The 24,975-nt window shown below is 59.4% G+C and carries 25 protein-coding genes and 1 tRNA gene; 15 read left to right on the top strand and 11 right to left on the bottom strand.

What is annotated here, in order from left to right:
- Positions 1-23: 23 nt before the first annotated feature.
- The 5 genes from JFT86_RS23965 to JFT86_RS23945 all read right to left on the bottom strand — a co-directional run bounded on the left by JFT86_RS23965 (position 24) and on the right by JFT86_RS23945 (position 5,422).
- Entirely contained in the window at positions 24-1,058 is a 1,035-nt protein-coding gene (locus JFT86_RS23965) for an AbrB family transcriptional regulator (RefSeq protein ID WP_201238726.1), read from the bottom strand.
- On the bottom strand, positions 1,051-2,565 hold the full coding sequence (locus tag JFT86_RS23960; protein WP_201238725.1) for a tripartite tricarboxylate transporter permease: 1,515 nt from the start codon (positions 2,563-2,565) through the stop codon (positions 1,051-1,053). Before JFT86_RS23960 ends, JFT86_RS23965 begins: the two co-directional genes overlap by 8 nt.
- 1 nt (position 2,566) lies before the next feature.
- On the bottom strand, positions 2,567-3,025 hold the full coding sequence (locus JFT86_RS23955) for a tripartite tricarboxylate transporter TctB family protein (protein WP_201238724.1): 459 nt from the start codon (positions 3,023-3,025) through the stop codon (positions 2,567-2,569).
- Between the two features lie 60 nt (positions 3,026-3,085).
- Positions 3,086-4,063: a tripartite tricarboxylate transporter substrate binding protein gene (locus JFT86_RS23950; protein ID WP_201238723.1), complete on the bottom strand. Its 978-nt coding sequence runs from the start codon at positions 4,061-4,063 to the stop codon at positions 3,086-3,088.
- A 66-nt stretch (positions 4,064-4,129) separates the two neighbouring features.
- Positions 4,130-5,422 carry an OprD family porin gene (locus JFT86_RS23945; RefSeq protein ID WP_201238722.1) on the bottom strand — a complete coding sequence of 431 codons (1,293 nt, stop codon included), beginning with the start codon at positions 5,420-5,422 and terminating at the stop codon, positions 4,130-4,132.
- Between the two features lie 236 nt (positions 5,423-5,658).
- On the opposite strand from JFT86_RS23945, the gene JFT86_RS23940 reads away from it, so the two are divergent.
- Together JFT86_RS23940 and JFT86_RS23935 are read left to right on the top strand one after the other, a co-directional pair.
- Complete coding sequence (locus JFT86_RS23940; protein WP_166222702.1) at positions 5,659-6,330, top strand: response regulator; 672 nt, start codon at positions 5,659-5,661, stop codon at positions 6,328-6,330.
- Positions 6,323-7,708 (top strand): sensor histidine kinase, encoded by a 1,386-nt coding sequence (locus JFT86_RS23935; RefSeq protein WP_201238721.1) that lies wholly within the window; start codon positions 6,323-6,325, stop codon positions 7,706-7,708. Before JFT86_RS23940 ends, JFT86_RS23935 begins: the two co-directional genes overlap by 8 nt.
- A 106-nt stretch (positions 7,709-7,814) precedes the next feature.
- On the opposite strand, the gene JFT86_RS23930 is transcribed toward JFT86_RS23935, so the two are convergent.
- On the bottom strand, positions 7,815-8,636 hold the full coding sequence (locus JFT86_RS23930) for an HDOD domain-containing protein (RefSeq protein WP_201238720.1): 822 nt from the start codon (positions 8,634-8,636) through the stop codon (positions 7,815-7,817).
- 35 nt (positions 8,637-8,671) lie between these two features.
- Positions 8,672-9,613 carry a folate-binding protein YgfZ gene (locus tag JFT86_RS23925; RefSeq protein ID WP_201238719.1) on the bottom strand — a complete coding sequence of 314 codons (942 nt, stop codon included), beginning with the start codon at positions 9,611-9,613 and terminating at the stop codon, positions 8,672-8,674.
- A gap of 150 nt (positions 9,614-9,763) precedes the next feature.
- On the opposite strand from JFT86_RS23925, the gene JFT86_RS23920 reads away from it, so the two are divergent.
- Both JFT86_RS23920 and JFT86_RS23915 read left to right on the top strand, forming a co-directional pair.
- A complete protein-coding gene (locus JFT86_RS23920) occupies positions 9,764-10,018 on the top strand; it encodes a succinate dehydrogenase assembly factor 2 (RefSeq protein WP_007911418.1) in 255 nt (84 codons plus the stop codon).
- Positions 10,002-10,454: a protein YgfX gene (locus JFT86_RS23915; RefSeq protein ID WP_201238718.1), complete on the top strand. Its 453-nt coding sequence runs from the start codon at positions 10,002-10,004 to the stop codon at positions 10,452-10,454. Before JFT86_RS23920 ends, JFT86_RS23915 begins: the two co-directional genes overlap by 17 nt.
- Here the strand turns inward: JFT86_RS23915 and nadB are convergent.
- Entirely contained in the window at positions 10,423-12,039 is a 1,617-nt protein-coding gene (gene nadB / locus JFT86_RS23910; RefSeq protein ID WP_201238717.1) for an L-aspartate oxidase, read from the bottom strand. The two genes, JFT86_RS23915 and nadB, sit on opposite strands and share 32 nt — an antisense overlap.
- Positions 12,040-12,598: 559 nt before the next feature.
- Between nadB and rpoE the strand changes: the two genes are divergently transcribed.
- The 4 genes from rpoE (at position 12,599) to JFT86_RS23890 (ending at position 16,413) form a co-directional block, all read left to right on the top strand.
- Positions 12,599-13,180, top strand: coding sequence for an RNA polymerase sigma factor RpoE (gene rpoE / locus JFT86_RS23905; protein ID WP_003172477.1), 582 nt, complete (start codon positions 12,599-12,601; stop codon positions 13,178-13,180).
- Between the two features lie 30 nt (positions 13,181-13,210).
- Positions 13,211-13,798, top strand: coding sequence for an RseA family anti-sigma factor (locus JFT86_RS23900; RefSeq protein ID WP_008077804.1), 588 nt, complete (start codon positions 13,211-13,213; stop codon positions 13,796-13,798).
- A gap of 8 nt (positions 13,799-13,806) precedes the next feature.
- Positions 13,807-14,772 (top strand): MucB/RseB C-terminal domain-containing protein, encoded by a 966-nt coding sequence (locus tag JFT86_RS23895; protein ID WP_201238716.1) that lies wholly within the window; start codon positions 13,807-13,809, stop codon positions 14,770-14,772.
- Positions 14,773-14,982: 210 nt separating this feature from the next.
- Positions 14,983-16,413: a DegQ family serine endoprotease gene (locus tag JFT86_RS23890; protein ID WP_201238715.1), complete on the top strand. Its 1,431-nt coding sequence runs from the start codon at positions 14,983-14,985 to the stop codon at positions 16,411-16,413.
- 79 nt (positions 16,414-16,492) lie between these two features.
- Here JFT86_RS23890 and JFT86_RS23885 read toward each other — a convergent pair whose 3' ends face one another.
- Positions 16,493-17,926 carry a M48 family metalloprotease gene (locus JFT86_RS23885; protein WP_201238714.1) on the bottom strand — a complete coding sequence of 478 codons (1,434 nt, stop codon included), beginning with the start codon at positions 17,924-17,926 and terminating at the stop codon, positions 16,493-16,495.
- A 99-nt stretch (positions 17,927-18,025) separates the two neighbouring features.
- On the opposite strand from JFT86_RS23885, the gene JFT86_RS23880 reads away from it, so the two are divergent.
- Positions 18,026-18,265 carry a sulfurtransferase TusA family protein gene (locus JFT86_RS23880; RefSeq protein WP_201238713.1) on the top strand — a complete coding sequence of 80 codons (240 nt, stop codon included), beginning with the start codon at positions 18,026-18,028 and terminating at the stop codon, positions 18,263-18,265.
- A gap of 32 nt (positions 18,266-18,297) precedes the next feature.
- Entirely contained in the window at positions 18,298-19,368 is a 1,071-nt protein-coding gene (locus tag JFT86_RS23875) for an AI-2E family transporter (RefSeq protein ID WP_201238712.1), read from the top strand.
- A gap of 145 nt (positions 19,369-19,513) precedes the next feature.
- Here the strand turns inward: JFT86_RS23875 and JFT86_RS23870 are convergent, their stop codons facing one another.
- Positions 19,514-19,987, bottom strand: a complete 474-nt coding sequence (locus JFT86_RS23870) for a peroxiredoxin (protein ID WP_201238711.1) — start codon at positions 19,985-19,987, stop codon at positions 19,514-19,516.
- 10 nt (positions 19,988-19,997) lie between these two features.
- Positions 19,998-20,558, bottom strand: coding sequence for a glycine cleavage system protein R (locus JFT86_RS23865; protein ID WP_016984694.1), 561 nt, complete (start codon positions 20,556-20,558; stop codon positions 19,998-20,000).
- Positions 20,559-20,887: 329 nt separating this feature from the next.
- Here JFT86_RS23865 and dapA point away from each other — a divergent pair, with 329 nt between their 5' ends.
- The 5 genes from dapA to JFT86_RS23840 all read left to right on the top strand — a co-directional run bounded on the left by dapA (position 20,888) and on the right by JFT86_RS23840 (position 24,582).
- On the top strand, positions 20,888-21,766 hold the full coding sequence (gene dapA / locus JFT86_RS23860; protein ID WP_093438308.1) for a 4-hydroxy-tetrahydrodipicolinate synthase: 879 nt from the start codon (positions 20,888-20,890) through the stop codon (positions 21,764-21,766).
- A 17-nt stretch (positions 21,767-21,783) separates the two neighbouring features.
- Positions 21,784-22,899, top strand: a complete 1,116-nt coding sequence (gene bamC, locus JFT86_RS23855) for an outer membrane protein assembly factor BamC (protein WP_201238710.1) — start codon at positions 21,784-21,786, stop codon at positions 22,897-22,899.
- Between the two features lie 6 nt (positions 22,900-22,905).
- Positions 22,906-23,667: an MBL fold metallo-hydrolase gene (locus tag JFT86_RS23850; protein ID WP_201238709.1), complete on the top strand. Its 762-nt coding sequence runs from the start codon at positions 22,906-22,908 to the stop codon at positions 23,665-23,667.
- A 28-nt stretch (positions 23,668-23,695) separates the two neighbouring features.
- Positions 23,696-24,409, top strand: a complete 714-nt coding sequence (gene purC / locus JFT86_RS23845) for a phosphoribosylaminoimidazolesuccinocarboxamide synthase (RefSeq protein WP_103305607.1) — start codon at positions 23,696-23,698, stop codon at positions 24,407-24,409.
- Positions 24,410-24,492: 83 nt separating this feature from the next.
- Positions 24,493-24,582 (top strand) — tRNA-Ser (locus JFT86_RS23840).
- The last annotated feature ends 393 nt before the right edge of the window (positions 24,583-24,975 follow it).

Here is a 24,975-nt window from a genome sequence, read left to right as displayed (position 1 = left end):
TCCCTCGCCACAGTGACGCGGTTTTATTCGGGGTTGCGGTTCCAGTACTTGAACAACGGCTCCGCCAGAAACAGCACGAACAACAGTCGCATCACCTGCATCGCCGTCACCAGCGGCACCGACAGTTGCAGGGTTTCCGCCGTCAGGCTCATCTCGGCGATCCCGCCGGGCATCATGCCCAGCGTCAGCGAACGCAGATCCAGATGGGTCAGCGCACTCAAGCCCAATGCCGCCAGTGTCGCGATCAACATGGTCAGCGCGGTGCCGATCAATGTGCGGCCCATGAACGACGGCGCGCGCCGAAAGAACTGTCGATTGAAGTGGCAACCCAGACCGCTGCCGATCAGCCACTGGCCAATCTGACTGCCGCCATTGGGCAAACCGATGTGCAGATCCCAGCTGATACTCACTGCCGTACTCACCAGTAACGGGCCGAACAGCCACGGATTGGGTTGGCGCAAACGCTGCCAGAGCCAGGCAAGCAGACCGCCCGCCGGAAACAGAATCGCCAGCCAGCGCCAATCGACACTGCCGGCGTGAGCAATCGGCGCACCGTCACCGAGCAGATATTTGAACGCCGCCGGTACACACAGGACGACCACCAGCACGCGCAAACTCTGCCCTGCCGCGACATGGCTGAGCATGGCGCCGTTGCGTGCGCCAAGGTTGACCATCTCCCCGGATCCACCGGGCATGCTCGAGAAAAACGCCGTGGCGCGGTCCTCTCCGGTGCGGCGCATCAACCACACGCCGACCACCGCCGACACGCTGGTGACCAGTGCGCCGAAGAAGATCAGACCGAAATGACTCAGCACCTGCTCCATCACCACGGGGGTGAAGTGCAGGCCGATGCCGATCCCGACAATCCATTGGCCGCACTTGCGGCCGCCGGGGATTTCGGTGAGTTGCCACGGGGTCAGGCAGCGCACGAGGATGATCGCCAGTAACGAGCCGACCATCCACGGCAGTGGCCAGCCGATCTGGCTGGCGACATAGCCACCGAGCAGACCGACCAGCGGGGTTCCCCACCAGGATTTCAGTGAGGCGCGATCAAACATCGGCGATGGCGCGACGCGCGACCGAACGTTTGCGCCAGATGCGCAGCAGTGGCATCAGCAGCATGATCGCGGTCAGCACCCAGACACCGAAGGTGATCGGGCTCGACCAGAGGATTTCCAGTGCACCGTTGGAAATCGACAGCGCACGACGCAGGTTCTGCTCCATCAGACCGCCGAGGATGAAGCCCAGCAGTACCGGCGACAACGGGAAGTCGAGCTTGCGCAGGATGTAACCGAAGATGCCGATGCCGACCATCAGGAACAGGTCGAACGTGGTTGCGTGCACCGCGTAGACGCCGATACCGGTGATGATGGCGATCACGGGTACCAGTGCCCAGTTCGGTACGGCAAGGATACGGGTGAAGATGCGGATCATTGGGATGTTGAGGATCACCAGCATGATGTTGGCGATGAACAACGACGCGATCAGGCCCCAGACGATGTCCGGTTGTTGCTGGAACAGCAGCGGGCCCGGGGTGATGTTGTACAGCGACAGGGCGCCGATCATCACCGCCGTGGTGCCCGAACCTGGAACACCGAGGGTCAGCATTGGCACCAGCGCGCCACAGGCCGAAGCACCGATGGCGGTTTCCGGCGCGGCGAGGCCACGGGCGTCACCTTCACCGAATTTGCCGCTGGCACCGGCGATGCGTTTTTCGGTCATGTAGGCCACGGCACTGGCCAGCGTCGCGCCGGCACCCGGCAACACGCCCATGATAAAACCGAGCAGGCCGCAACGGATGTTCACCACGAACACCGAAGACGCTTCCTTGAAGTTGAACATCATCCGGCCGGTGGCTTTCACTGCCTCCTGACCGCGATGGGTTTTCTCCAGCAGCAACAGGATCTCGCTGACCGAGAACAGACCCAGCACCAGCACGACAAATTGAATGCCGTCGGTGAGATGAATGTTGTCGCCGGTAAAACGATAGACGCCGCTGTTGGCGTCGATGCCGACAGTGGACAGGAACAGGCCGATCAGCGCCGCAATAAAGGTTTTCAACGGCCGATCACCGGCCATGCCGCCGAGACAGACAATCGCGAAGACCATCAGCACAAAGTATTCCGCCGGACCAAAGGCAATCGCCCATTTCGCCAGCAGCGGCGCGAACAGCACCATGCCGCAGGTGGCGATGAACGCGCCGATGAACGAACTCCAGGCCGACAGCGACAGGGCCACACCGGCCAGGCCTTTGCGGGCCATCGGGTAGCCGTCGAGGGTGGTCATTACGGTGGAAGCTTCGCCCGGAATGTTCAGCAGGATCGAGCTGATCCGGCCGCCGTATTCGCAACCCAGGTACACCGCTGCCAGCAGGATCAACGCCGACTCCGGCGGCAGGCCGAGAGCAAACGCGATCGGGATCAGCAGCGCCACGCCGTTGATCGGGCCGAGGCCCGGCAGCAGGCCGACGACGGTGCCGATCAGCGTGCCGCACAGTGCGGTGACCAGGTTGTACGGGCTCAGCGCGACGCCGAAACCCTGACCCAAATAGCCAAGAGTATCCATATCAGTTCTCCAGAACGTCGAGCAGGCCGAGGGGCAGCGGAACGTCCATCAAACGGTCGAACAGCAGGTAAAGACCGATAGCCATCAGGCTGATGATGACGATGCTTGGCAGCCAGCGGCCGCCATACAGACGTGCCATCGGAATCCCGGTGATGATGCTGGCGACGATGAATCCGAGGGGTTCGAACGTGCCGGCAAACACCAGCAGCAGGACGACGCAGATACCGATCTTGGTCAGGGTGGCGCGATCCAGCGGCGGCTCGTCTTCACTGTGTTTGATCGGCGCGGGACGGAACACCATGTACAGCAGTGCTGTGCCCATCAGTGCGAGCATCAGCAAGGGAAAGGCGCGTGGGCCGACCGGCTCGTAGGAAAAAGCCGCTTGATACGGCCACGCCATCAGAGCCAGGCCGGCGCAAACCAGCAACAGCACTGAGGCGAAAATGCGTTGTAAGAGCATGAGAAACTCCTGTGCCGCAGCCCCCCGAGAATGGAGGCTACGGCCGCTAGACAGAGACGATCACTGAATCAGGCCGAACTCTTTGGCCAGCACTTTGTAGTCGGCGACCTGCTTCTTCACGTAGGTGTCGAGTTCCGGACCGGTCATGGCGAACGGGAACAGTTCACGCTGATCGCGCAGCTTGGCGAACTCCTCGGAGGCCAGCAGTTTGTCGAAGGCGGCTTTCCACCAGGCGTAGTCTTCGTCGCTGACTTTTGGCCCGAGGTAGAAGCCGCGTACCACTGGCCAGACGATGTCGTAGCCTTGCTCGCGAGCGGTCGGGATGTCTTTCATTTCCGGCTCGTCGAGACGCTTGTCGGCGAACACCGCAAGCAGACGCATGTCGCCGCTCTGGATGTGCGGCATGGAGTCGGAGATGTCGGTGCTGCCGACCTGGATGTGGCCGCCGAGCAGGGCGGTGGCGATTTCGCCGCCACCTTCGAGGGCGACGTAACGCAGGTCACGCGGGTTGATCCCGGCAGCCTTGGCGATCAGCGCGGTTTGCATCCAGTCCTGGCTGCCGACGGTGCCGCCGGAACCGATGACCACGGAGCTTGGATCTTTCTTCAATGCCTGAACGAGATCGTCGAGGGTCTTGTAGGGCGAATCGCTTTTCACTGCGATGGCGCCGTAGCTGGTGCCGACCGCCGCGAGCCAGCGCACGTTGGTTTCATCGAAACGACCGAACTTGCCCTGCGCCAGGTTCAACAGCGAACCGCTCGACCACGCCACCAACGTGCCGGCATCGGCCGGACGCTGCGCGACCACAGCGTTGTATGCCACCGCGCCGACACCGCCGGGCATGTAGGTCACGCGCATCGGTTTGGTCAGCAGTTTTTCGTTGACCAGCGCGCTTTGCGCCAGTTTGCAGGTCAGGTCGAAACCACCGCCCGGCGAGGCCGGAGCGATGCATTCCGGACGTTTCGGTTCGGCCATGAGTTGGCCGGCAAACAGGACGCAACTGGCGGCCAGTGCAACTTTACGCAGTGACAGGTTCATTCGATTCTCCACGGGCATTGTTGTTATTCGACGTGTTGTTCACCAACGGGCATTGACCGTTGGGCATTACCACAGAGCAACGCTGTAGCTCACCAGCAGACGCACTTCATCAGCGTCGCGGGCGGAGTAGTTGGAGCGGTAAGTGGCATTACGCAAACGCACGGCGACATCCTTCAAGGCGCCGCTTTGTACTACATATTTGATCTCGGTGTTGCGCTCCCACTCTTTGCCTTCTTCACCGTTCTTGAGCTTGATGTTGTCACCGCTCAAGTAGCGGCTCATGAAGCTCAGGCCGGGAATGCCGAGCTTGGCGAAGTCGAAGTCGTAACGTGCTTGCCAGGAGCGTTCTTCGGCGCCGGCGAAGTCGTTGATCTGCACGAAGTTGACCAGATACGGGTCGCTGCCATCGACATACGGGAAGGCGCTGTCGCCGGACATGTGCTGATAACCGGCGCTGAACTTGTGGCCGCTGAGGGCATAACTGACCAGACCGTTGAGCGAGCGGTTGTCGATCTCGCCGCCACGGGCTGCGCCTTGATCGTCACTGACGGCAAAACGCAGGTCAGTGGCGAACGTGCCCGGGCCCAGCGGACGCGAGGCAACCAGACCGAAGAAGTGTTGGTTGTAGACTTCGTCGAGTTGGGCGAAGTGGTAACTGCCGGTGATCTTGTCGGTGAACTTGTAGTCCACGCCGCCAAAATCAAAGTGCTTGCCGGCAGCGGTGCCGGCAAAACGGCTGTTCTTGTTATTGAGGGCGATGTCCTCGAAATCGGTGCTGTCGCGATCCTTGGCTTTCTCCAGGCGTCCGCCGGTGAAGGTCAGGTTCTTGATCTCTTTGGAGGTCAGCAAACCACCTTCAAACGTCTGCGGCAGGATGCGCCCGTCGTTGGGCTTGAGAATCGGCAGTTCGGGAATCAGGCTGCCGATTTTCAGTTCCGTGGCGGAAACTTTAACTTTGCCGGTCAGGCCGACCTTGGAGTACTCATCGGCCGCACGCCCGTCATCGTGGGTTGGCAACAGGCCTGTGCCGGTGCGGTCCGGGCTCGAATCGAGCTTGACCCCAAGCATGCCCAGCGCATCGACACCGAACCCCACGGTGCCGTCGGTGTAACCCGATTGCAGATTGAGCATGAAACCCTGCGCCCACTCGTCACGCTTGGATTGCTGGGCACTGGTGCCATCGCGAAAGTCGCGGTTGAAATACATGTTGCGGGTTTCGAAGGTGGCGCTGCTGTCTTCGATGAAGTCGGCAAAACTCAACGGCGAAAAACCGGCGAGGGCGGCGGCACTGGCGAGGGTGGCGTGGCTGAAACGGGAAGGGCGAGCAGGCGTGAATGCCTGAGGCTGCATGGAAGGCATGCGGGTGTACTCCGTTTATTGTTCTTATTGGTCGAAAACGCTTCGTGGCGTTTTTCGTAACGCTGTGTGGCAGCAGCGACGGCAGTCGGGACTGTCCGTGGGTCGACTCTAACGGGCTAACCTTTCGCTAACCTTTCAGCTGACTTTCACGGTTTTCGGGCTTCACAGCGGCGGTTGCGGCTGTAAACTCCGCGGCAAAGCGTGGCGTCGGCCATCCCTGAAGGAGGTAAAAATCCATGCGTGTTCTGCTCGTCGAAGACCATCTGCAACTGGCCGAAAGCGTTGCTCAAGCGCTCAAGAGCACCGGTCTGACCGTGGATGTGTTGCACGATGGCGTGGCCGCCGACCTGGCACTCGCCAGCGAGGAATATGCCGTGGTGATCCTCGATGTCGGCCTGCCGCGTATGGACGGTTTTGAGGTGTTGGCGCGCTTGCGTGCTCGCGGAAAAAATCTGCCGGTGCTGATGCTGACTGCGCGCAGTGATGTAAAAGATCGCGTGCATGGCCTCAACCTGGGCGCCGACGATTACCTCGCCAAACCATTCGAATTGACTGAACTGGAAGCCCGGGTCAAAGCCCTGTTGCGCCGCAGTGTGCTCGGCGGCGAGCGCCAGCAGCGTTGCGGCGTGCTGGCCTATGATCTCGACACGCGGCGCTTCACCCTCGGCGAAGAATTGCTCACGCTGACGTCCCGTGAACAGGCCGTGCTCGAAGCGCTGATTGCCCGACCGGGACGGGTGATGAGCAAGGAGCAACTGGCCGCGCAGGTATTCGGCCTCGACGAAGAGGCCAGCCCCGACGCTATCGAAATCTACGTGCACCGGTTGCGCAAGAAACTCGACGGTCAACCGGTGGCGATCGTGACTTTCCGCGGTCTCGGCTATCTGCTGGAAAGCCGCGATGCATAAGCCCAGCAGCCTGCGCTGGCGGTTGTTGTGGAACCTCGCGTTATTGCTGGTGGTGTTGATGCTCGCCAGTGGTTTGAGCGCTTACTGGAACGGGCGCGAAGCCGCCGACACCGCGTATGACCGTACCTTGCTGGCATCAGCGCGAACCATTGCTGCCGGTCTGTCGCAACGTGACGGCAGCCTCAGTGCCGACGTGCCCTACGTGGCCCTCGACACCTTCGCCTACGACAGCGCCGGGCGGATTTATTACCAGGTCAACGACATCCACCAGAAACTGATTTCCGGTTACGAAAACCTCCCCGGCCCGCCGCCCGGCACCCCCAGGACCGATGACTACCCGGCCTTGGCGCGCTTTTATAACGCGACTTATCGCGGACAAAACGTGCGTGTGGTCAGCCTGCTCAAAGCCGTGACCGAACCCAACATGAACGGCATGGCGGAAATCCGCGTCGCCGAAACCGATGAAGCCCGGGTCAGCATGGCCCGCAGTCTGGCCGCCGACACTTTATTGCGCCTGGGCATGTTGGCAATTGGCGCGTTGCTGTTGGTCTGGTTCGCCGTCAGTGCAGCATTGCGACCGCTGGAGCGTTTGCGCACCGCAGTCGAGGAGCGCCAGCCGGACGACTTGCGGCCATTGCCGCTGGTGGAAGTGCAGCATGAACTGTGGCCGCTGGTGCGCGGGCTCAACCATTTCACCGAGCGCCTGCGTGGCCAGTTTGAGCGACAGGCACAGTTCATCGCCGATGCCGCGCATGAATTACGCACACCCCTCGCAGCGTTGAAGGCGCGACTGGAATTGGGCCTGCGTTCAAGTGACCCACAGGTCTGGCGCACGACACTGGAATCTTCCGCGCAAGGCACCGATCGGCTGACGCATCTGGCCAATCAATTGCTCTCGCTGGCGCGGGTCGAGAACGGCGCGCGGGCGATTGCCGAGGGCGGGGCGCAGCTACTTGATCTGAGCCAATTGGCCCGGGAACTGGGCATGGCCATGGCGCCACTGGCACACGCACGTGGCGTCGCGTTGGCGCTGGAGGCGGATGAACCGGTGTGGTTGCGCGGCGAACCGACGCTGCTCAATGAGCTGCTGAGCAACCTGGTGGACAACGCACTGGCGCACACGCCGCCGGGCGGCAATGTGATTCTGCGCGTGACGGCGCCGGCGGTGCTTGAGGTGGAAGACGACGGGCCGGGGATTCCGCTGGAAGAGCGTGATCGGGTGTTCGAGCGCTTCTACCGGCGTAATCAGCAGGTGGCCGGCTCTGGATTGGGCTTGGCGATTGTCGGTGAGATCTGCCGCGCGCATCTGGCGCAGATCACATTGCATGATGGCGAGCAGGCGGGGTTGAAGGTGCGGGTCAGTTTTATTGCTGGATGATTGTGGCACCTTGGCTGACCTCATCGCGAGCAGGCTCACTCCTACATTGGAATGCGGTCACCTGTAGGAGTGAGCCTGCTCGCGATGGCAGCAACAAGGTCTCGGATCAGTAAAACATCGTCCGCGATTCTTCCAGATCCGCGCACAACGCCTTGTTCTCCGGGTCGATTCCAAGCTTTCTGAAGGCTGGAACCGTGAGTGGATCAATCCGCGCAAACGGATGATCGCTGTCCTTGTGGCAATACAGGCTCGCCACTTGCACCAGATCGACGTAATCGATTTCTGCCGAGTCGCGCTTGAAGTCCTGATACAGCCCCGGCAATTCCACCAGACGCTCCGGAAATTCCCAGACGCGTAGCAGTTTGTCGCCCAGTAGCGGATGAATATGGTCGATCACATGGTTGAGGCTGACCGGATCCGACAGCAGTTCGTAGTGATCTTCGGCGTAGGTCAGAATCGGCAGCACACCGATCTGATGCACCAGACCGCCCAGCGCCGCCTGATCGGGTTTGAGCTGGGTGTAACGACGGCACAGCGCGTAACTGACCCCGGCGATTTCCAGGCTCTTGCGCCAGACTTCGCGCATCTTCTGTTCCACCACATCGGAACTGGCGTGGAAAATCTGCTCCATCACCAGACCGATCGCCAGGTTGCTGCTGTAGTTGATACCCAGGCGGGTGATGGCGGTGTGCAGGTCGGTGACTTCCTGCGCCGCACGCAGCAGCGGGCTGTTGACCACTTTGATCAGGCGCGCCGAAAGCGCGGTGTCACGGCCAATGACTTTACTCAGGTCGCTGACGCTGATTTCCGGATCTTCAGCGGCCTTGCGAATTTGCAGGGCCACCTCCGGCAACGTGGGCAGAACCAGGTCATCGTTATCGATGGCCTCAACCAAATCCTGTTGGACCTTTTCCGCCAGTTCGCTCATTTAAACTCTCTAGGGTGTTGCAACAAATGCTGCGATCAGCGCTGGATTTCGCGGTCGCGATCCAGTTCGTAGGGCAAATCGAGCAGGTGCAGCGCTGGCCCCTCAAGGGTGCCCAAATGCAGATCGCCCGCTTCGGCAGCTTCGGCCTGCAACACCGCCAGCAGTTCAATATTTTTCCCGGCATTGGCAGCCAGTACGACTTCGCCGATCGAGCTGTTGTGGCTCGGCGCGAACAGCGGAGTGCCCGGTTCCGGCAAATCTGCGGCGTCCAGGCTCACGCGATACAGACGACGCTTGAGTTTGCCCAGGTACTGCATGCGCGCGACGATTTCCTGGCCGGTGTAGCAGCCTTTCTTGAAACTCACGCCGCCGACGGCTTGCAGGTTGAGCATCTGCGGGATGAACAGCTCGCGGGTGCTCGGCATGACTTGGCCGATACCGGCGCGGATCTGGCCCAGCAGCCATTGGTTCAACTCGCCTTCAGGCAGGGCGGCGATTAGCTTGCCTCTGATGCTTTCAGCTTGATCGACGGGTACCCATAGCTCGGCGCGATCCGGCGAGACGCGGATCGCGATCAGGCCTTCGTTGTGCGCGACACTGTCGGTTTCGGCTGGCAGGTCCAGACCGAGGCTCGCCAGTGCGGCGTCGCCATGCGCCAGGCCGAAGCGCAGCCAAGAGGCGCTTTCGTCGGTCAGTTTGGATTTCGAAAACACTGCGTACTTTTTCAGGTCCGCCAGTTGCGGTTCCAGCAGCTCGCTGGCCATCGCCAGCAGCACGCCGTCACCTTCGAGCAAAATGCGAAAACTCGACTGCATCCGGCCTTTCTGCGTGCAGCGCGCACCGAGGCTGGCCCGGGTGTCGCTCAAGTAATTGATATTGCAGGTCAGCTGGCCTTGCAGGAATTTTCCGGCATCCGCGCCGCGAACCGCGAGAACGCCTTCATGAGACAGGGTGCAGAAAAAAGCAGAATCGGCCATGGGTCATCGCAGGGTAAATAGACTGGGGCACATCATAAGGGCGCGTTGTTGAAATGGGTAGTTGATAAAGGATCGGTGGTGCCCGACCAAAGCCGACTGTGCGACTTGCGCGCGGGCTGTATACTTGCCGCCAAATTTGAGGAGGGCCCCATGGTCGAACAAGTTGAACTGAATCGCCTCTTTTGGCACAGCCGTCGCGGCATGCTTGAGCTTGACGTGCTGCTGGTGCCTTTCGTGCAGGAGGTTTACGCGACGTTGAATCAGGTGGATCGCGATCTTTATGTGCGTCTGCTGACGTGCGAGGATCAGGACATGTTCGGCTGGTTCATGGAGCGCAGCGAGTCTGAAGATCCGGAACTGCAGCGCATGGTTCGCATGATCCTGGATCGTGTCCAGCCCAAGTAATTCGTTCGAATGCCGCTGGCATGCCTCACGGCAGTTGCTGGCGGCGTATCTGCTGGCCCAGACGTTCGCTTTGGGTTCGTTGTTTCTACTTTCGATTCCACTCTGGGCCAGTCTGCTTGGGGCTTTCGCCTGTCTGCTTCACGGTTTTTGGGTGATGCCACGACAGATTTTGCTGAATCATCCGAAGGCATTTCGTGGCTTGCGTCGCGATGCCGATGGCTGGCAACTGTGGAATCAGGCAGGGGGCTGGCAAGCCATACAACTACGACCGGACAGTCTGGCGCTGCCGCTCATCGTGGTGCTGCGCTTTCGTTTGCGCGGGGAATGGCGAGTCAGATCAATCTGTGTACCACGCGACTCGCAGGCGGCGGATTTGCACCGGCGCCTGCGGGTTCGGCTCAAGTTCAGCCGGCGTAGGTGGGCGGCACCAGAATAGTGTCGAGTGCCTCGGGCAGCATGTCCGGATAGTCGAGGGTGTAATGCAGGCCGCGACTTTCCTTGCGCTCCATGGCTGAGCTGATCATCAGTTCAGCGACTTGCGCGAGGTTGCGCAGCTCGATCAGATCGCGACTGACTTTATAGTTGCTGTAGAACTCGTCAATCTCGTCCAGCAGCAGACGCACGCGGTGTTGAGCCCGTTGCAGGCGCTTGTTGGTGCGCACGATGCCGACGTAGTCCCACATGAATCGCCGCAACTCATCCCAGTTGTGCGCAATGATCACGTCTTCGTCAGAGTCGGTCACCTGGCTGGCGTCCCAGACGGGCAGGGCGTCCGGCGCTGCGACGTCGTCCAGTTGCGCAAGGATGTCCGCTGCCGCCGAGCGCGCATAGACGAAGCATTCCAGCAGCGAATTACTGGCCATGCGGTTGGCACCGTGCAGGCCGGTGAAGCTGGTTTCGCCAATGGCGTACAGGCCTGGCACATCGGTGCGGCCATTTTGATCGACCATCACGCCGCCACAGGTGTAGTGCGCTGCCGGTACGACCGGGATTGGCTGTTGGGTGATATCGATGCCAAAGCCCAGACAGCGCTCATAAACAGTCGGGAAGTGAGTCTTGATGAAGGCTTCGGGTTTGTGGCTGATGTCGAGGTAGACGCAATCAACGCCCAGACGCTTCATTTCGTGGTCGATGGCGCGGGCGACGATATCGCGTGGCGCCAGTTCGGCGCGTTTGTCGAAGCGGTACATGAAGCGTTCGCCGTTCGGCAACTTCAAGTGCGCGCCTTCGCCACGCAATGCTTCAGTGATCAGGAAACTCTTGGCCTGCGGGTGATAGAGGCAAGTGGGGTGGAACTGGTTGAACTCCAGATTCGCTACCCGACAGCCCGAACGCCAGGCCATGGCGATGCCATCACCGCAGGCGCCATCGGGGTTGCTGGTATAGAGGTAAACCTTGGCTGCGCCACCGGAAGCGAGAATCACGAAGCGCGCGCCGTAGGTGTCGACTTCGCCAGTGGCACGGTTCAGCACATACGCGCCGAGGCAGCGGTCGCCGTCCAGGCCCAGGCGTCGCTCGGTAATCAGATCGACCGCCACCCGCTGTTCCAGCAGTTCGATGTTCGAACGTTCTTTGGCTTGGGCCAGCAAGGTTCGGAAAATCGCCGCACCGGTGGCATCCGCTGCGTGGATGATGCGCCGATGGCTGTGGCCGCCTTCGCGGGTCAGGTGGAATTCGAAACCACCGTCTTCTGTGCCCGATTGTTCGTCGCGGGTAAACGGTACGCCTTGATCGATCAGCCACTGGATGGCTTCACGACTGTGTTCGACGGTGAAGCGCACGGCGTCTTCATGGCACAGGCCGCCGCCAGCGTTAAGGGTGTCATCGACGTGGGATTCGATAGTATCGGTATCGTCGAGCACGGCGGCGACGCCACCTTGCGCCCAGAATGTGGAACCGTTGGCGAGATCGCCCTTGCTCAATACGGCAATACGCAAATGACCCGGCAGGGTCAGCGCGAGACTCAAACCGGCAGCACCGCTGCCAATGACCAGAACATCATGTTGGAATTGTTGGCTCATTACAGGATTCCGCTCAAAGCGACCCGGGTCGGGGTTGGCGCAAGACAGCTGGATCGGCGAGTCAAGACAGCCACACAGCCCACTAGTATATAGAGGGGTGGGGCGGCACAATAGCCGAGCCGATATGGCATTGTGAAACTACTGTGACGGGAAAAACCGGGTGCTTCGTCGGAAGAATTTTCCGCAGGTTTTGGGAAAAGACGACTGTATCGGCGCTGAAACACGCTTTTTCCGTTCAGGGTCGCCCAATGTGCAGTCGGTACGGCTATAAATAATTGGAACTTTTGCCAAAGGCCCAAGATCAATAGTCGGTGCCAGAAACAAGGGACAGTGTCGGCTTCAGTGCGGAATCTGTGGTTGGGGTTCCTGCCGGCGAAACCGATGACAAGATTATTCGCGCAGCCGGTTTATCCCGCGCTGCGTTTTTCGTGCGTGCCAAATCAGAGCCCGCAGGAAACTTGCTTGGAGGGGGAGAACTTTTGCGAAAAGCCCGAGTCTATGTTTGCAAGTCTGGTCGTTTAGTTATGCAAGTCTCCTCCGGGCTCATCGAGGAGTGTTCATGCTAACCCAGGAAGAGGATCAGCAGCTGGTCGAACGCGTTCAGCGTGGCGACAAGCGAGCTTTCGATCTGTTGGTGCTGAAATATCAGCACAAAATTCTCGGGTTGATCGTGCGTTTTGTGCACGACACCCATGAAGCCCAGGACGTGGCTCAGGAAGCCTTTATCAAGGCGTATCGAGCACTTGGAAACTTTCGCGGCGACAGTGCGTTTTATACGTGGCTGTACCGTATTGCCATTAACACGGCGAAGAATTACCTGGTTTCTCGCGGCCGTCGGCCGCCGGATAGCGATGTAAGTTCCGAAGACGCAGAGTTTTACGATGGCGATCATGGCCTCAAGGATCTCGAGTCACCAGAACGTGCATTGCTGCGGGATGAGATCGAAGGCACCGTCCATCGAACCATTCAGCAACTGCCAGAGGATTTGCGTACGGCTTTAACTTTACGTGAATTCGATGGTCTGAGTTACGAGGACATTGCGAGCGTCATGCAGTGTCCGGTGGGTACCGTGCGCTCCCGGATTTTCCGCGCCCGGGAGGCCATCGATAAAGCCCTGCAGCCGTTGTTGCAGGAAAACTGAGACAGCGGCGACAGCCAAGAGAGGAACGCCATGAGTCGTGAAGCCCTGCAGGAATCGCTGTCCGCAGTGATGGATAACGAAGCGGACGAACTGGAATTGCGTCGAGTGCTTAGCGCACTGGACGATGTGGATACCCGTGAGACCTGGGCTCGTTACCAGATCGCTCGGGCAGCCATGCACAAGGATTTGCTGCTTCCACGTCTGGACATCGCTGCGGCAGTATCTGCTGCGCTGGAAGACGAAACGGCCCCGGCCAAAGTATCCCGTAGCCCATGGCGCAACCTTGGCCGTCTGGCTGTTGCAGCCTCGGTGACTGTTGCCGTGCTGGCGGGTGTTCGTCTGTACAACCAGGACGAAATCGCTGGCGTCGAACTCGCTCAGCAATCCAATCAGCCAACCCTGGCCACCCCACAGGTGAAAGGTCCGGCTGTTCTGGCAGGCTATAGTGAGAGTTCGGAAGCCACTGGCCCAATGGCCAACGGCGTATTGCAAGGTCAACCAGGCTGGCATGATCAGCGTCTGCCAGGTTATCTGCGCCAGCACGCTCAACAGGCTGCGCTCAAAGGTACTGAAAGCGCGCTGCCTTATGCGCGTGCAGCAAGCCTGGAAAACCGTTAAGGAGGATCATGCGCGCCATACCTCTACTTTCGCTTCTGCTCAGTGGCTGGTTCATCGTTCCAGCCCACGCCGATGAGGCCCAGGACTGGCTGACCCGTCTGGGCCAGGCCGAGCAGCAGCAAAGCTTTCACGGCACCTTCGTTTACGAGCGTAACGGTAGTTTTTCTACCCATAACATCTGGCATCGCGTCCAGAATGGCCAGGTCCGCGAGCGTTTACTCCAGCTCGACGGTTCGGCGCAGGAAGTCGTGCGCATTGATGGACACACTCAATGCGTCAGCGGCACCCTGATTGCCGGGCTGGGGGATTCCCCCAACTCAGCCGCTCGTCCTCTCGATCCGCAAAAGTTGAAAAACTGGTATGACCTTGCCGTCATTGGCAAATCGCGCGTGGCCGGACGAGATGCTGTGATCGTTTCGTTAACGCCTCGTGATCAGCATCGCTACGGATTTGAGTTGCACCTGGACAAAAAGACCGGCCTGCCATTGAAGTCGCTGCTGTTGAACGACAAGGGGCAGTTGCTCGAACGGTTCCAGTTCACCAGTCTTGATACTGACGACGTTCCATCGGACAAAGACTTGTTGGCAGACGCCGACTGCAAACCGATTACCCTCGACAGCGACAAGGCCTCTGCGGTCAAGACTACTCAGGTATGGCATTCGGACTGGCTGCCGCCGGGCTTCGAGCTGACCAGCAGCACCTCGCACAAAGATCCTGAAACCAAGACTCAGGTCAACAGCCTGATGTATGACGACGGATTGGCGCGTTTTTCGGTTTTCCTCGAACCATTGAATGGCGCTACAGTCACCGATACCCGCACTCAACTGGGTCCGACCGTCGCTGTATCCCGTCGCCTGACCACGCCTGAAGGCGAAATGATGGTCACCGTGGTTGGCGAGATTCCGATCGGCACGGCAGAGCGAATTGCTCTATCGATGCGTAATACTGATGGCGCTGCAACCAGCAAGCAGTGAGCTGATTTCAGTCATTACCATTTCTTCGTCGAGACGGAGATGAAATGTTTGCTGAGCATTTTCATTTGCAAATAACCCGAAAGTTTTTTATAGGTCAGAGCCTCACGGCTCTGGCCTTGTTTGTTGTTCCTGGAATAAAAGTCCCGGCCAGTGGTTTCCGGTGATCCTTGTTCCATATCGCTTAAACCTGCTCGTCGTAACGGGAGCTGTATGTCGATACCTAGCTTGAAGTCTTATCTCTCCATTTTCGCCACCGTGCTGTTGCTCGGTCAGGCGGTCCCGGCTGCGCAAGCGGCCGATTTGCCTGATTTCACGCAGTTGGTTGAACAGGCCTCGCCTGCCGTGGTGAACATCAGTACCACGCAAAAACTGCCCGACCGCAAAGTGAACCAGCAGATGCCTGATCTCGAAGGCCTGCCGCCAATGCTGCGCGAGTTCTTCGAGCGCGGCATGCCGCCTCAGCAGCGTTCGCCAGGTGGTGGTCGTCAGCGTGAAGCGCAATCCTTGGGTTCGGGTTTCATCATCTCCCCGGATGGCTACATCCTGACCAACAACCATGTGATTGCCGATGCCGACGAGATTCTCGTGCGACTGGCTGATCGAAGCGAAATGAAAGCCAAGCTGATCGGCACCGACCCGCGTTCCGATGTGGCGCTGCTGAAAATCGAAGGCAAGGATCTGCCGGTGCTCAAGCTCGGCAAGTCTCAGGACCTGAAGGCCGGCCAGTGGGTCGTGGCAATCGGTTCGCCTTTCGGCTTTGACCACACCGTGACCCAAGGCATTGTCAGCGCCGTGGGCCGTAGTCTGCCGAACGAAAACTATGTGCCGTTCATCCAGACCGACGTGCCGATCAACCCGGGCAACTCCGGTGGCCCGCTGTTCAACCTGAACGGTGAAGTGGTCGGGATCAACTCGCAGATCTACACCCGCTCCGGCGGCTTCATGGGCGTGTCGTTCGCCATTCCTATCGATGTGGCGATGGACGTTTCCAATCAGCTGAAGAGCGGTGGCAAGGTCAGTCGCGGCTGGCTGGGTGTAGTTATCCAGGAAGTGAACAAGGATCTGGCCGAGTCATTCGGTCTCGAGAAACCGGCCGGTGCGCTGGTTGCGCAGATCCAGGATGACGGCCCGGCGGCCAAGGGCGGTCTGCAGGTAGGCGACGTGATCCTCAGCATGAACGGTCAGCCGATCGTCATGTCTGCTGACTTGCCGCATCTGGTCGGGGCGCTGAAAGCGGGTGCGAAGGCCAATCTGGAAGTGATTCGTGAAGGTAAGCGCAAAAACGTCGAGCTGACGGTTGGCGCGATTCCGGACGAAGACAAAGAGCTCGATGCGCTGCCGAAGTCCGGTGCTGAAACCAGCAGCAACCGCCTCGGTGTTTCCGTCGGTGAACTGACTGCTGAACAGAAGAAAACCTACGACCTCAAAGGTGGTGTGGTTATCAAGGAAGTGCAGGACGGTCCTGCGGCCCTGATCGGCCTGCAACCGGGTGATGTCATCACTCACCTGAACAATCAGGCCATCGGCTCCAGCAAAGAGTTCGCCGAGATCGCCAAGGCACTGCCGAAGAATCGTTCGGTATCGATGCGGGTTCTGCGTCAGGGACGTGCGAGCTTCATCACGTTCAAACTGGCTGAATAGTCCGGTTATCAGGTAAATAAAAACCGCCTCGAAAGAGGCGGTTTTTTTATGCCTGAAGCTTTTGTCTGGCCAGCTGATTTCAGCCCATCATGTCCTTGACCATGCGCTCCTGCTCCATCAGCTCGCGCTGACGGGCATCGATTCGCGAGGACAGCGGGAAGTTGTTACCCGCCTTGCGCTTGGCGAAGTCCAGTTGCTGGATGGCCTGGCGATAATCGCCAACCAGCGCGAAGTATTCGGCGCGAGCTTGATGCAGGCCGATGATGTTGCCGGACAAACCACGGGTTTCGGCAACCTGATACCAGACGTCCGGATCATCCGGGCGTGATTTGAGCAAGGCTTCGAGCGCCTTCTCGGCATCGGCGGCGCGGTTCTGCTTGAGCAACAGATCGACACGAACCTGATTAAGCGGGTAGTTGCCGGGATATTGCGTGAGCATCCGGTCAACCCGCGACTGTGCATCGGGCAACCGATTGTTGGTGATGTCCAGATCGACTTGCGCCAGGTTGTAGATGATCTCGTTCGGTGATGACGCCAGCAATTGCTTGAGATTCTCGCGAGCCTCATTCAACTGACCACCCTTGATCTGTGCAATCGCCAGACCGTAGCGTGCCACATCATTTTTCGGATTTTCATCCAGCTGCGCACGGAAACGCTTGGCGCCCAATCCTGGGGTTTCTTCGTAGATCAGTTGCACGCGTGCACGAATCAGTTGATAGCGCATGGTGTCTTCAATGCCGCCCGGTTTGGCCTGCTCTGCACGGTTGCGGGTGTCGGCAATACGCGATTCGGTCACCGGGTGAGTCAGCAGGAATTCCGGTGGCTTGGCGTCGAAACGGTATTGACGCATCAAGCGTTCAAACATGGTCGGCATCGAACGCGGGTCGTATCCGGCCTTTTCCAGATTGAGGATGCCGATGCGGTCGGCTTCCTGCTCATTCTGGCGGGAGAAGGTGCGTTGCGATTGAATCGCTGCCGCTTGAGTGCCGGCGATGGTCGCGATGCCGGCATCACCGCCACCCGCTGCCGCGATCACGATACCGGCCAGCAGTGCCGCCATCATCGGTACCTGCATCCGCTGCGAGGCTTCGACGCCGCGGGCAAAGTGGCGTTGCGACAAGTGAGCCAGTTCGTGCGCCAGTACCGAAGCGTATTCGCCCTCGGTCTGTGCGTTCAGGAACAAACCACCGTTGACCCCGACCACACCGCCCGGCGCCGCGAAGGCGTTGAGCTGCGGGCTGTTGATCAGGATGAATTCGAGGCGCCGGTCCGTGACCTGACTGGTCTCAACCAGCTTGTAAACGCTGGATTCGACGTAGTCCTTGAGCTGCGGATCGTTAAGCTGTGAAACCTGGCTGCGCAACATCGCCAGCCAGGCACGACCGAGCTGATACTCCTGTTGCGGCGAGACAATGGCAGAACTGGCGTCGCCGAGTGACGGCAGATCGTCGGCAAAGCCCGGTGAGGCGAGCAGGCAAGCGAGCGTCAGCAGGGTAGGGCGCAGAAAAGTCATGCACAAAGCCTTAGAAGACAAAGACCTTACTGTAGCCGGACACCGGGCTTGCGACCAGATATTCTAGGCAGCTCGACTGACCTGATCCGGAGTGCCGCAATGACTGACGCTGTAGCCCATGACGTGGAACTGGACGCCAGTGGCCTGAATTGTCCGTTGCCGTTGCTCAAGGCAAAAATGGAACTGAACAAGTTGTCCAGCGGTGCGGTGCTCAAGGTAATCGCTACGGATGCGGGTTCACAGCGTGATTTCCGCACCTTTGCCCGGTTGGCCGGTCATACGCTGCTGCGCGAAGAAGACGAGGCGGGCATCTACCGTTACTGGTTGAAAAAAGCCTGAAACCGACAGCGTAAAAGACCTAAGGATTATTGATGTTCAAAGTGTTACGCGACTGGATTCAGCGCTATTTCTCCGATGAGGAGGCCGTGGTGCTGGCCGTTCTGCTGGTGCTGGCCTTTACTGCCGTGCTGACCCTCGGCGGCATGCTCGCGCCGGTGTTGGCGGGGATGGTGCTGGCGTATCTGATGCAGGGCCTGGTGGTTTCGCTGGAGCGTCTGCGGGTGCCGGGTGGTGCGGCGGTGGGATTGGTGTTTGCGCTGTTCATGGGCGTGCTGATGCTGTTCATCGTCGTGGTGCTGCCGCTGCTCTGGCATCAGTTGATCACGTTGTTCAACGAACTGCCGGGCATGCTCGCCAAGTGGCAATCGTTGCTGTTGCTGCTGCCGGAGCGCTATCCGCATCTGGTGTCCGATGAGCAGGTGCTACAGGCGATCGAAGCGGCGCGCGGCGAGATTGGCAAATTCGGCCAATGGGCGTTGACCTTCTCGCTGTCGAGCCTGCCGTTGTTGGTCAACATCATGATCTATCTGGTGCTGGTGCCGATCCTGGTGTTTTTCTTCCTCAAGGATCGGGCAATGATCGGCGAGTGGGTGCGCGGCTATTTGCCCCGTGAACGGGCGCTGATCACTCGGGTCGCGCAGGAAATGAACCGGCAGATCGCCAATTATATTCGCGGCAAAGTCATCGAGATCGTGATCTGCGGTGGCGTGACTTACATCGCGTTCGTTGCGCTCGGGCTCAACTATGCGGCGCTGCTGGCGTTGCTGGTTGGGGTTTCGGTGGTGGTGCCGTATGTCGGCGCGGTGGTGGTGACGGTGCCGGTGTTGCTGATTGCGCTGTTCCAGTGGGGCTGGAGCGATCAGTTCATTTATCTGATGGCGGTCTACGGAATCATCCAGACACTGGATGGCAACGTGCTGGTGCCGCTGCTGTTTTCCGAAGCGGTCAACTTGCATCCGGTGGCGATCATCTGCGCGGTGCTGTTGTTTGGCGGATTGTGGGGATTCTGGGGGGTATTCTTCGCGATCCCGCTGGCGACGCTGTTCAAGGCTGTGCTGGATGCCTGGCCGCGCAAGGAGCCTGTGGTGGCGCCGCTTCTATAGCGGTTGATCCAGATTATTTGGTGGGACTCAGGGCTCATTCGCGAGCAGGCTCGCTCCCACATTTGGTCGAGTCGCCAATGCGAACACGGTTCAGTGTGGGAGCGAGCCTGCTCGCGAAGGCGTCAGTAGAAATGACGTAAAAACATCAGGATTTATTCAAATCCTGAGCAGCAGCCAGCACCGCATCGACATGCCCCGGCACTTTCACGCCACGCCATTCCTCACGCAGTACACCGTCCTTATCAATCAGGAAGGTGCTGCGATCAACGCCCAGGTATTCCTTGCCATACAGCTTTTTCAGCTTGATCACGTCGAACAACTGGCAGACGGCCTCGTCCTTGTCGCTGATCAACTCGAACGGAAACTCCTGCTTGCACTTGAAGTTCTCGTGCGACTTCAGGCTGTCGCGCGAAATGCCGAAGATTTCCGTGTTGGCAGCCTGAAACGCTGCGTACTGATCACGAAAACCCTGACCTTCGGTGGTGCAACCGGGGGTGCTGTCCTTCGGATAGAAGTAGATCACCACTTGCTTGCCCTTCAAGGCAGCCAGGCTGACGGTTTGCCCGCTGGTGGCAGGTGCTTCGAAATCCGCAACCGGTTGGTCGATGACAACGGCCATGAAAGCTTCCTTACATTGGGTTTTGTGGGCGCCAAGGCTCGATCAGTGCGTCGAGGTTCATCGCGTCGGCGAAGTCGAGGAACTGGTCGCGCAGCCAACTGATCTGAGTGCCGGCCGGCAGGGTCACGGTGAACGTGGCGTTGAGCATGGTGCCGCCGGTCTGTGGCGCCTGATACGTGTCGCAGGTCAGGTTTTCCAGCTCGACATTGTGGTCCATGAAGAACTGGCACAACTCATTGATGATGTCCGGGCGGTACGCCGAGCTGACATAAGCCACGTATGGCAACGCCTGTGGGCGATTTTCCAGCGCCGCACTGCGCACCACGTTGACGGTGAAGGCGTGCTTTTTGGCGAGACCCGACAGGCTGCCTTCCAGACGCGCGAGGGCGTCCCAGCTGCCCGAGATCTCAAGGATCAGCGCGCTGCACTCGCCGTGGCGGGTCAGGCGTGAAGTGACCACGGCGCAGCGATTTTCATGGCTGGCGCGGCACAGGACGTTAGTCAGCTCCATGGGGTTGGCGCCGAGGGCACTGATGACAAGGAATTGTTCGCGAACTGTGGGGGTGGACATGCAGCATTCCTAAAGCGATGAGCGGTCGGTAGGTTTACGGGCGTTGGCCGTCGGGGAGTGCCTGTTCAGGCGGTCCGTTCAAAAAGCCCGGCGAGCGGTCGCGGCTCGCTCCACTATAGCGGGAGCGCGTCGATGCGACGCAGGAACGGGGTCTGGGAGGCCGAAAAGGGAGGCTGAAACCCGGCGTACAAGCTGATCAGTACCGATCAAAGTCTGAAGGGTAGCGAAAAGCGACGCCAAGGGGAATGGCGGCAGCGCAGTACTTCGCTTGTGCAAGCATCTTGGCGCCAGTACCATTACCGCTCTCTTTTTCCGGCAGGAGCGGTTTCATGATTGCGGGCAGTATGGTGGCACTGGTCACTCCCATGGATGCACAAGGGCGTCTTGACTGGGACAGCCTCAGCAAACTCGTGGACTTCCATCTCAAGAACGGCACCCATGCCATTGTCGCGGTCGGTACTACCGGCGAGTCGGCAACCCTTGACGTAGAAGAACACATCGCCGTCATCAAAGCCGTGGTCAAACAGGTTGCGGGCCGCATCCCGGTCATCGCCGGCACCGGCGCCAACTCGACCCGCGAAGCCGTCGAGCTGACCCGTAACGCCAAAGAAGCCGGCGCCGATGCCTGCCTGCTGGTGGTTCCGTACTACAACAAGCCGACCCAGGAAGGCTTGTACCAGCACTTCAAGCACATCGCTGAAGCGGTCGACATTCCACAGATTCTCTACAACGTTCCTGGCCGCACGTCTTGCGACATGCAGGCCGAGACCGTGATTCGCCTGTCCACCGTGCCGAACATCATCGGCATCAAGGAAGCCACCGGCGACCTGAAGCGTGCCAAAGCGATCATCGATGGCGTGAGCAAGGATTTCATCGTGCTGTCCGGCGATGATCCGACCGCGGTCGAGCTGATCCTGTTGGGCGGTAAAGGCAATATCTCCGTGACCGCCAACGTCGCTCCGCGCGAAATGGCTGATCTGTGCGAGGCCGCGCTCAAGGGCGATGCCGACACCGCACGGGCCATCAACGAAAAACTGATGCCGCTGCACAAGGACCTGTTCATCGAAGCCAACCCGATTCCGGTGAAGTGGGCTTTGGTTGAAATGGGCCTGATGCACGAAGGCATCCGCCTGCCGCTGACCTGGCTGAGCACACCTTGTCATGAAACGTTGCGCTCGGCCCTGCGCCAGTGCAGCGTCCTGGTTTAATTGAGGAAGTACAACGCATGAAGCGAATGGCCGGACTTTCCGCACTTGCCTTGATTATCTCCAGCACCAGTGGCTGCGGATGGGTCTGGGGCCCGGAAGGTTATTTCCGTGACCGTGGTAGCGATTACCTGGAAGCGCAACAGACTGCACCGATGCAACTGCCGCCGGATGTCAGCACCTCCAAGCGTCTGGATCCGCTGCTGCCGATCCCGCGTAACGTGGCTGACGATACCGCCAAGGGCGAATACGTGGTTCCACGTCCTCAACCGCTGTCGGCGATCGCCGATGCCACCGACTACTCGCTGCAGAAGAGTGGCGATTCGCGTTGGGTCATGGCCCAGCATCCACCGGCCGAAGTCTGGCCAGTGGCTGTGCAGTTCTTCCAGGACAACGGTTTCCGTCTGGACGAGCAGCGTCCGCAGACCGGCGAATTCACCACCACCTGGCAGCATTCCGACGAACTGTCCGCAGCCATGGCCAAGCGCCTGAGCGCGGCGGGTGTCGCCAGCGACAGCGAAACTCGCGTTCGTGTGCGTATCGAGCCGGGCGTGCAGCGCAACACCAGTGAAATCTACGTGGTCAGCGCCGAGCGTCCTGCCGGCAGCACCGCCGACGTCGCCTTCACCAACCGTTCGGTCAACACTGGCCTGGACGCGGCGCTGGTCGACGACATGCTCGCGAGCATGAGCCGTATCGCCGAGAAGGGCGGTTCGGTGTCGATGCTGGCTTCGCGTGATTTCGATACGCCGAGCCGTGTCAGCCTCAGCGAAGATGGCAGCGGTAACCCGGTGTTGAACGTCGGGACTGATCTGGACCGTGCGTGGTCGAGTGTTGGCCGTGCGCTGGAACAGGGCGAATGGCGCGTTGAAGACATCAACCGCAGCCTGGGCCTGTACTACATCAACCTGGCCGAAAAAGCCGAGAAGAAAGACGACAAGCCTGGTTTCTTCAGCAGCCTGTTCGGCAGTGCGCCGAGCAAGGAAGAAGTTGAAGCCCGTGCCGAGCGTTATCAGGTTCGCCTGAGCAAGGTTGGCGAGAACATCCAGGTGACCGTCGAGAAAAACATCAACACCGTCGCGCCGGCTGAAGTGGCACGCAAAGTGTTGAGCGTGATTCAGGACAACCTGGGCTGATCAACCATGCGTTTTGCCGTTCTCGGCAGCGGTAGCCAAGGGAACGGCACGCTGATCGCCAGTGCTGATACGTATGTGCTGGTGGATTGTGGTTTTTCCCTGCGGGAAACCGAAAAACGCCTGTTGCGCCTGGGTGTGAGCCCGGCGCAACTGAGCGCGATACTCGTAACCCACGAACATGCCGACCACGTGCATGGCGTGGGTTTACTGTCTCGGCGCTACAATCTGCCGGTCTACCTCAGTCGCGGCACGCTGCGCGGGATGCGCAAACCGATTGAACCTGCAGGCTTTCTGGCCGGCGGCGAGCAACTGCAGATCGGTGCATTGAACATCGGGGTCATTGCCGTGGCCCATGATGCGCAGGAACCGACCCAGTATGTATTCAGTGACAATGAGCAGCGGCGCTTCGGCCTGCTGACCGACCTGGGTTCCTACTGCGAGCGGGTGCTGGAGGGTTATCGGGATCTCGATGCATTGATGATCGAATCCAACCATTGCCGCGACATGCTGGCCCGCGGTCATTACCCGTACTTTCTCAAGCAACGGGTGGGCGGCGAGCTGGGACATTTGAACAACCATCAGGCGGCATTCCTGGTGTCCGAGTTGGGTTGGCAGGGCTTGCAACACCTGGTCCTGGCCCATCTGAGCAGCAAGAACAACGTGCCGCAGCTGGCCCGGCAATGTTTTGTCGACACCCTCGGGTGCGACCCGGACTGGCTGCAACTGGCCGATCAAGATTCAGGGCTCGACTGGCGCCACATCGCCTAGCCCACCTACTTAGCAAGCGGAGCCCATCATGGAAAAACGTGAAGAACTCTACCGCGGCAAAGCCAAATCGGTTTACAAGACCGACGACGCTGACCGCTTGATCCTGCTGTTTCGCAACGACACCTCGGCGTTCGACGGCAAGCGTATCGAGCAGCTCGACCGCAAAGGCATGGTGAACAACAAGTTCAACGCCTTCATCATGCAGAAACTCGAAGCGGCCGGCATTCCGACCCAATTTGACAAACTGCTGGCCGACAACGAAGTCCTGGTGAAGAAGCTCGACATGATCCCGGTCGAGTGCGTCGTGCGTAACTACGCCGCCGGCAGCCTGGTAAAACGCCTGGGCGTCGAAGAGGGCATGAAGCTCAACCCTTACACCTTCGAGCTGTTCCTGAAGGACGACGCCAAGGGCGACCCGTTCATCAACGAATCCCACGTTGTGGCATTCGGCTGGGGCACTGCCGAGCAACTGGTTCGCATGAAGGAGCTGTCGCTCAAGGTCAACGAAGTCCTGACCAAGTTGTTCGACGACGCCGGCCTGCTGCTGGTCGACTTCAAGCTTGAATTCGGCGTGTTCAGCGACGGTTCCATCGTCCTGGGCGACGAGTTCAGCCCGGACGGCTGCCGTCTGTGGGACAAGGACACCAAGAAGAAGATGGACAAAGACCGCTTCCGCCAGGGCCTCGGTGACGTCATCGAAGCCTACGAAGAAGTCGCCAATCGTCTGGGCGTACCGCTTTAATCGACGCAAGCATCTGATAGCACGAAGAAATTTTCGAAAGAGGGTTTGCTTTCGGTAAAAGTGTTGTTATGATGCGCGCCGTTGGAGAGATGCCAGAGTGGCCGAATGGGACGGATTCGAAATCCGTTGTACCTTCACCGGTACCTAGGGTTCGAATCCCTATCTCTCCGCCATATATAGAGAAAGCCCCGTAGATGAAAATCTACGGGGTTTTTTCGTTTCTGTTGTCTCATCCTGATAAAAATTTGCATCGCTTGGGTTCTCGGTAGCAGAGGAAGTGATGGATGCGAGTTTAAAGTTCTGTCAGCCCGATCTAGCGCTGACTTTTAGAATCCCTGTCAATGACATTTCGAAAGGTGCGAAGAGGCTTGCAGAGGTTCTGTCGCGCTATGGGCTCTGGCTTGGGTCGTTGTGCCTTCGACATTGGCAAGATGCAAGCCCTTGGCTTCAGGAGAGGCTGCGGAGCCCACGGGCGAATCACTCGCGAGAGAGCCTGGAGGCGGACGGGAGATAGCCGACATGATCAGAGGGCTGCGTTATTGAGGATGTGGCAGCGCATTCCCAGT

Origin of the sequence: Pseudomonas sp. TH06, from assembly GCF_016651305.1 — a bacterium.
Lineage (GTDB): Bacteria > Pseudomonadota > Gammaproteobacteria > Pseudomonadales > Pseudomonadaceae > Aquipseudomonas.
The sequence above is the reverse complement of the archived record's forward strand: the minus strand, read 5'-3'. Positions and strand labels throughout refer to the sequence as shown.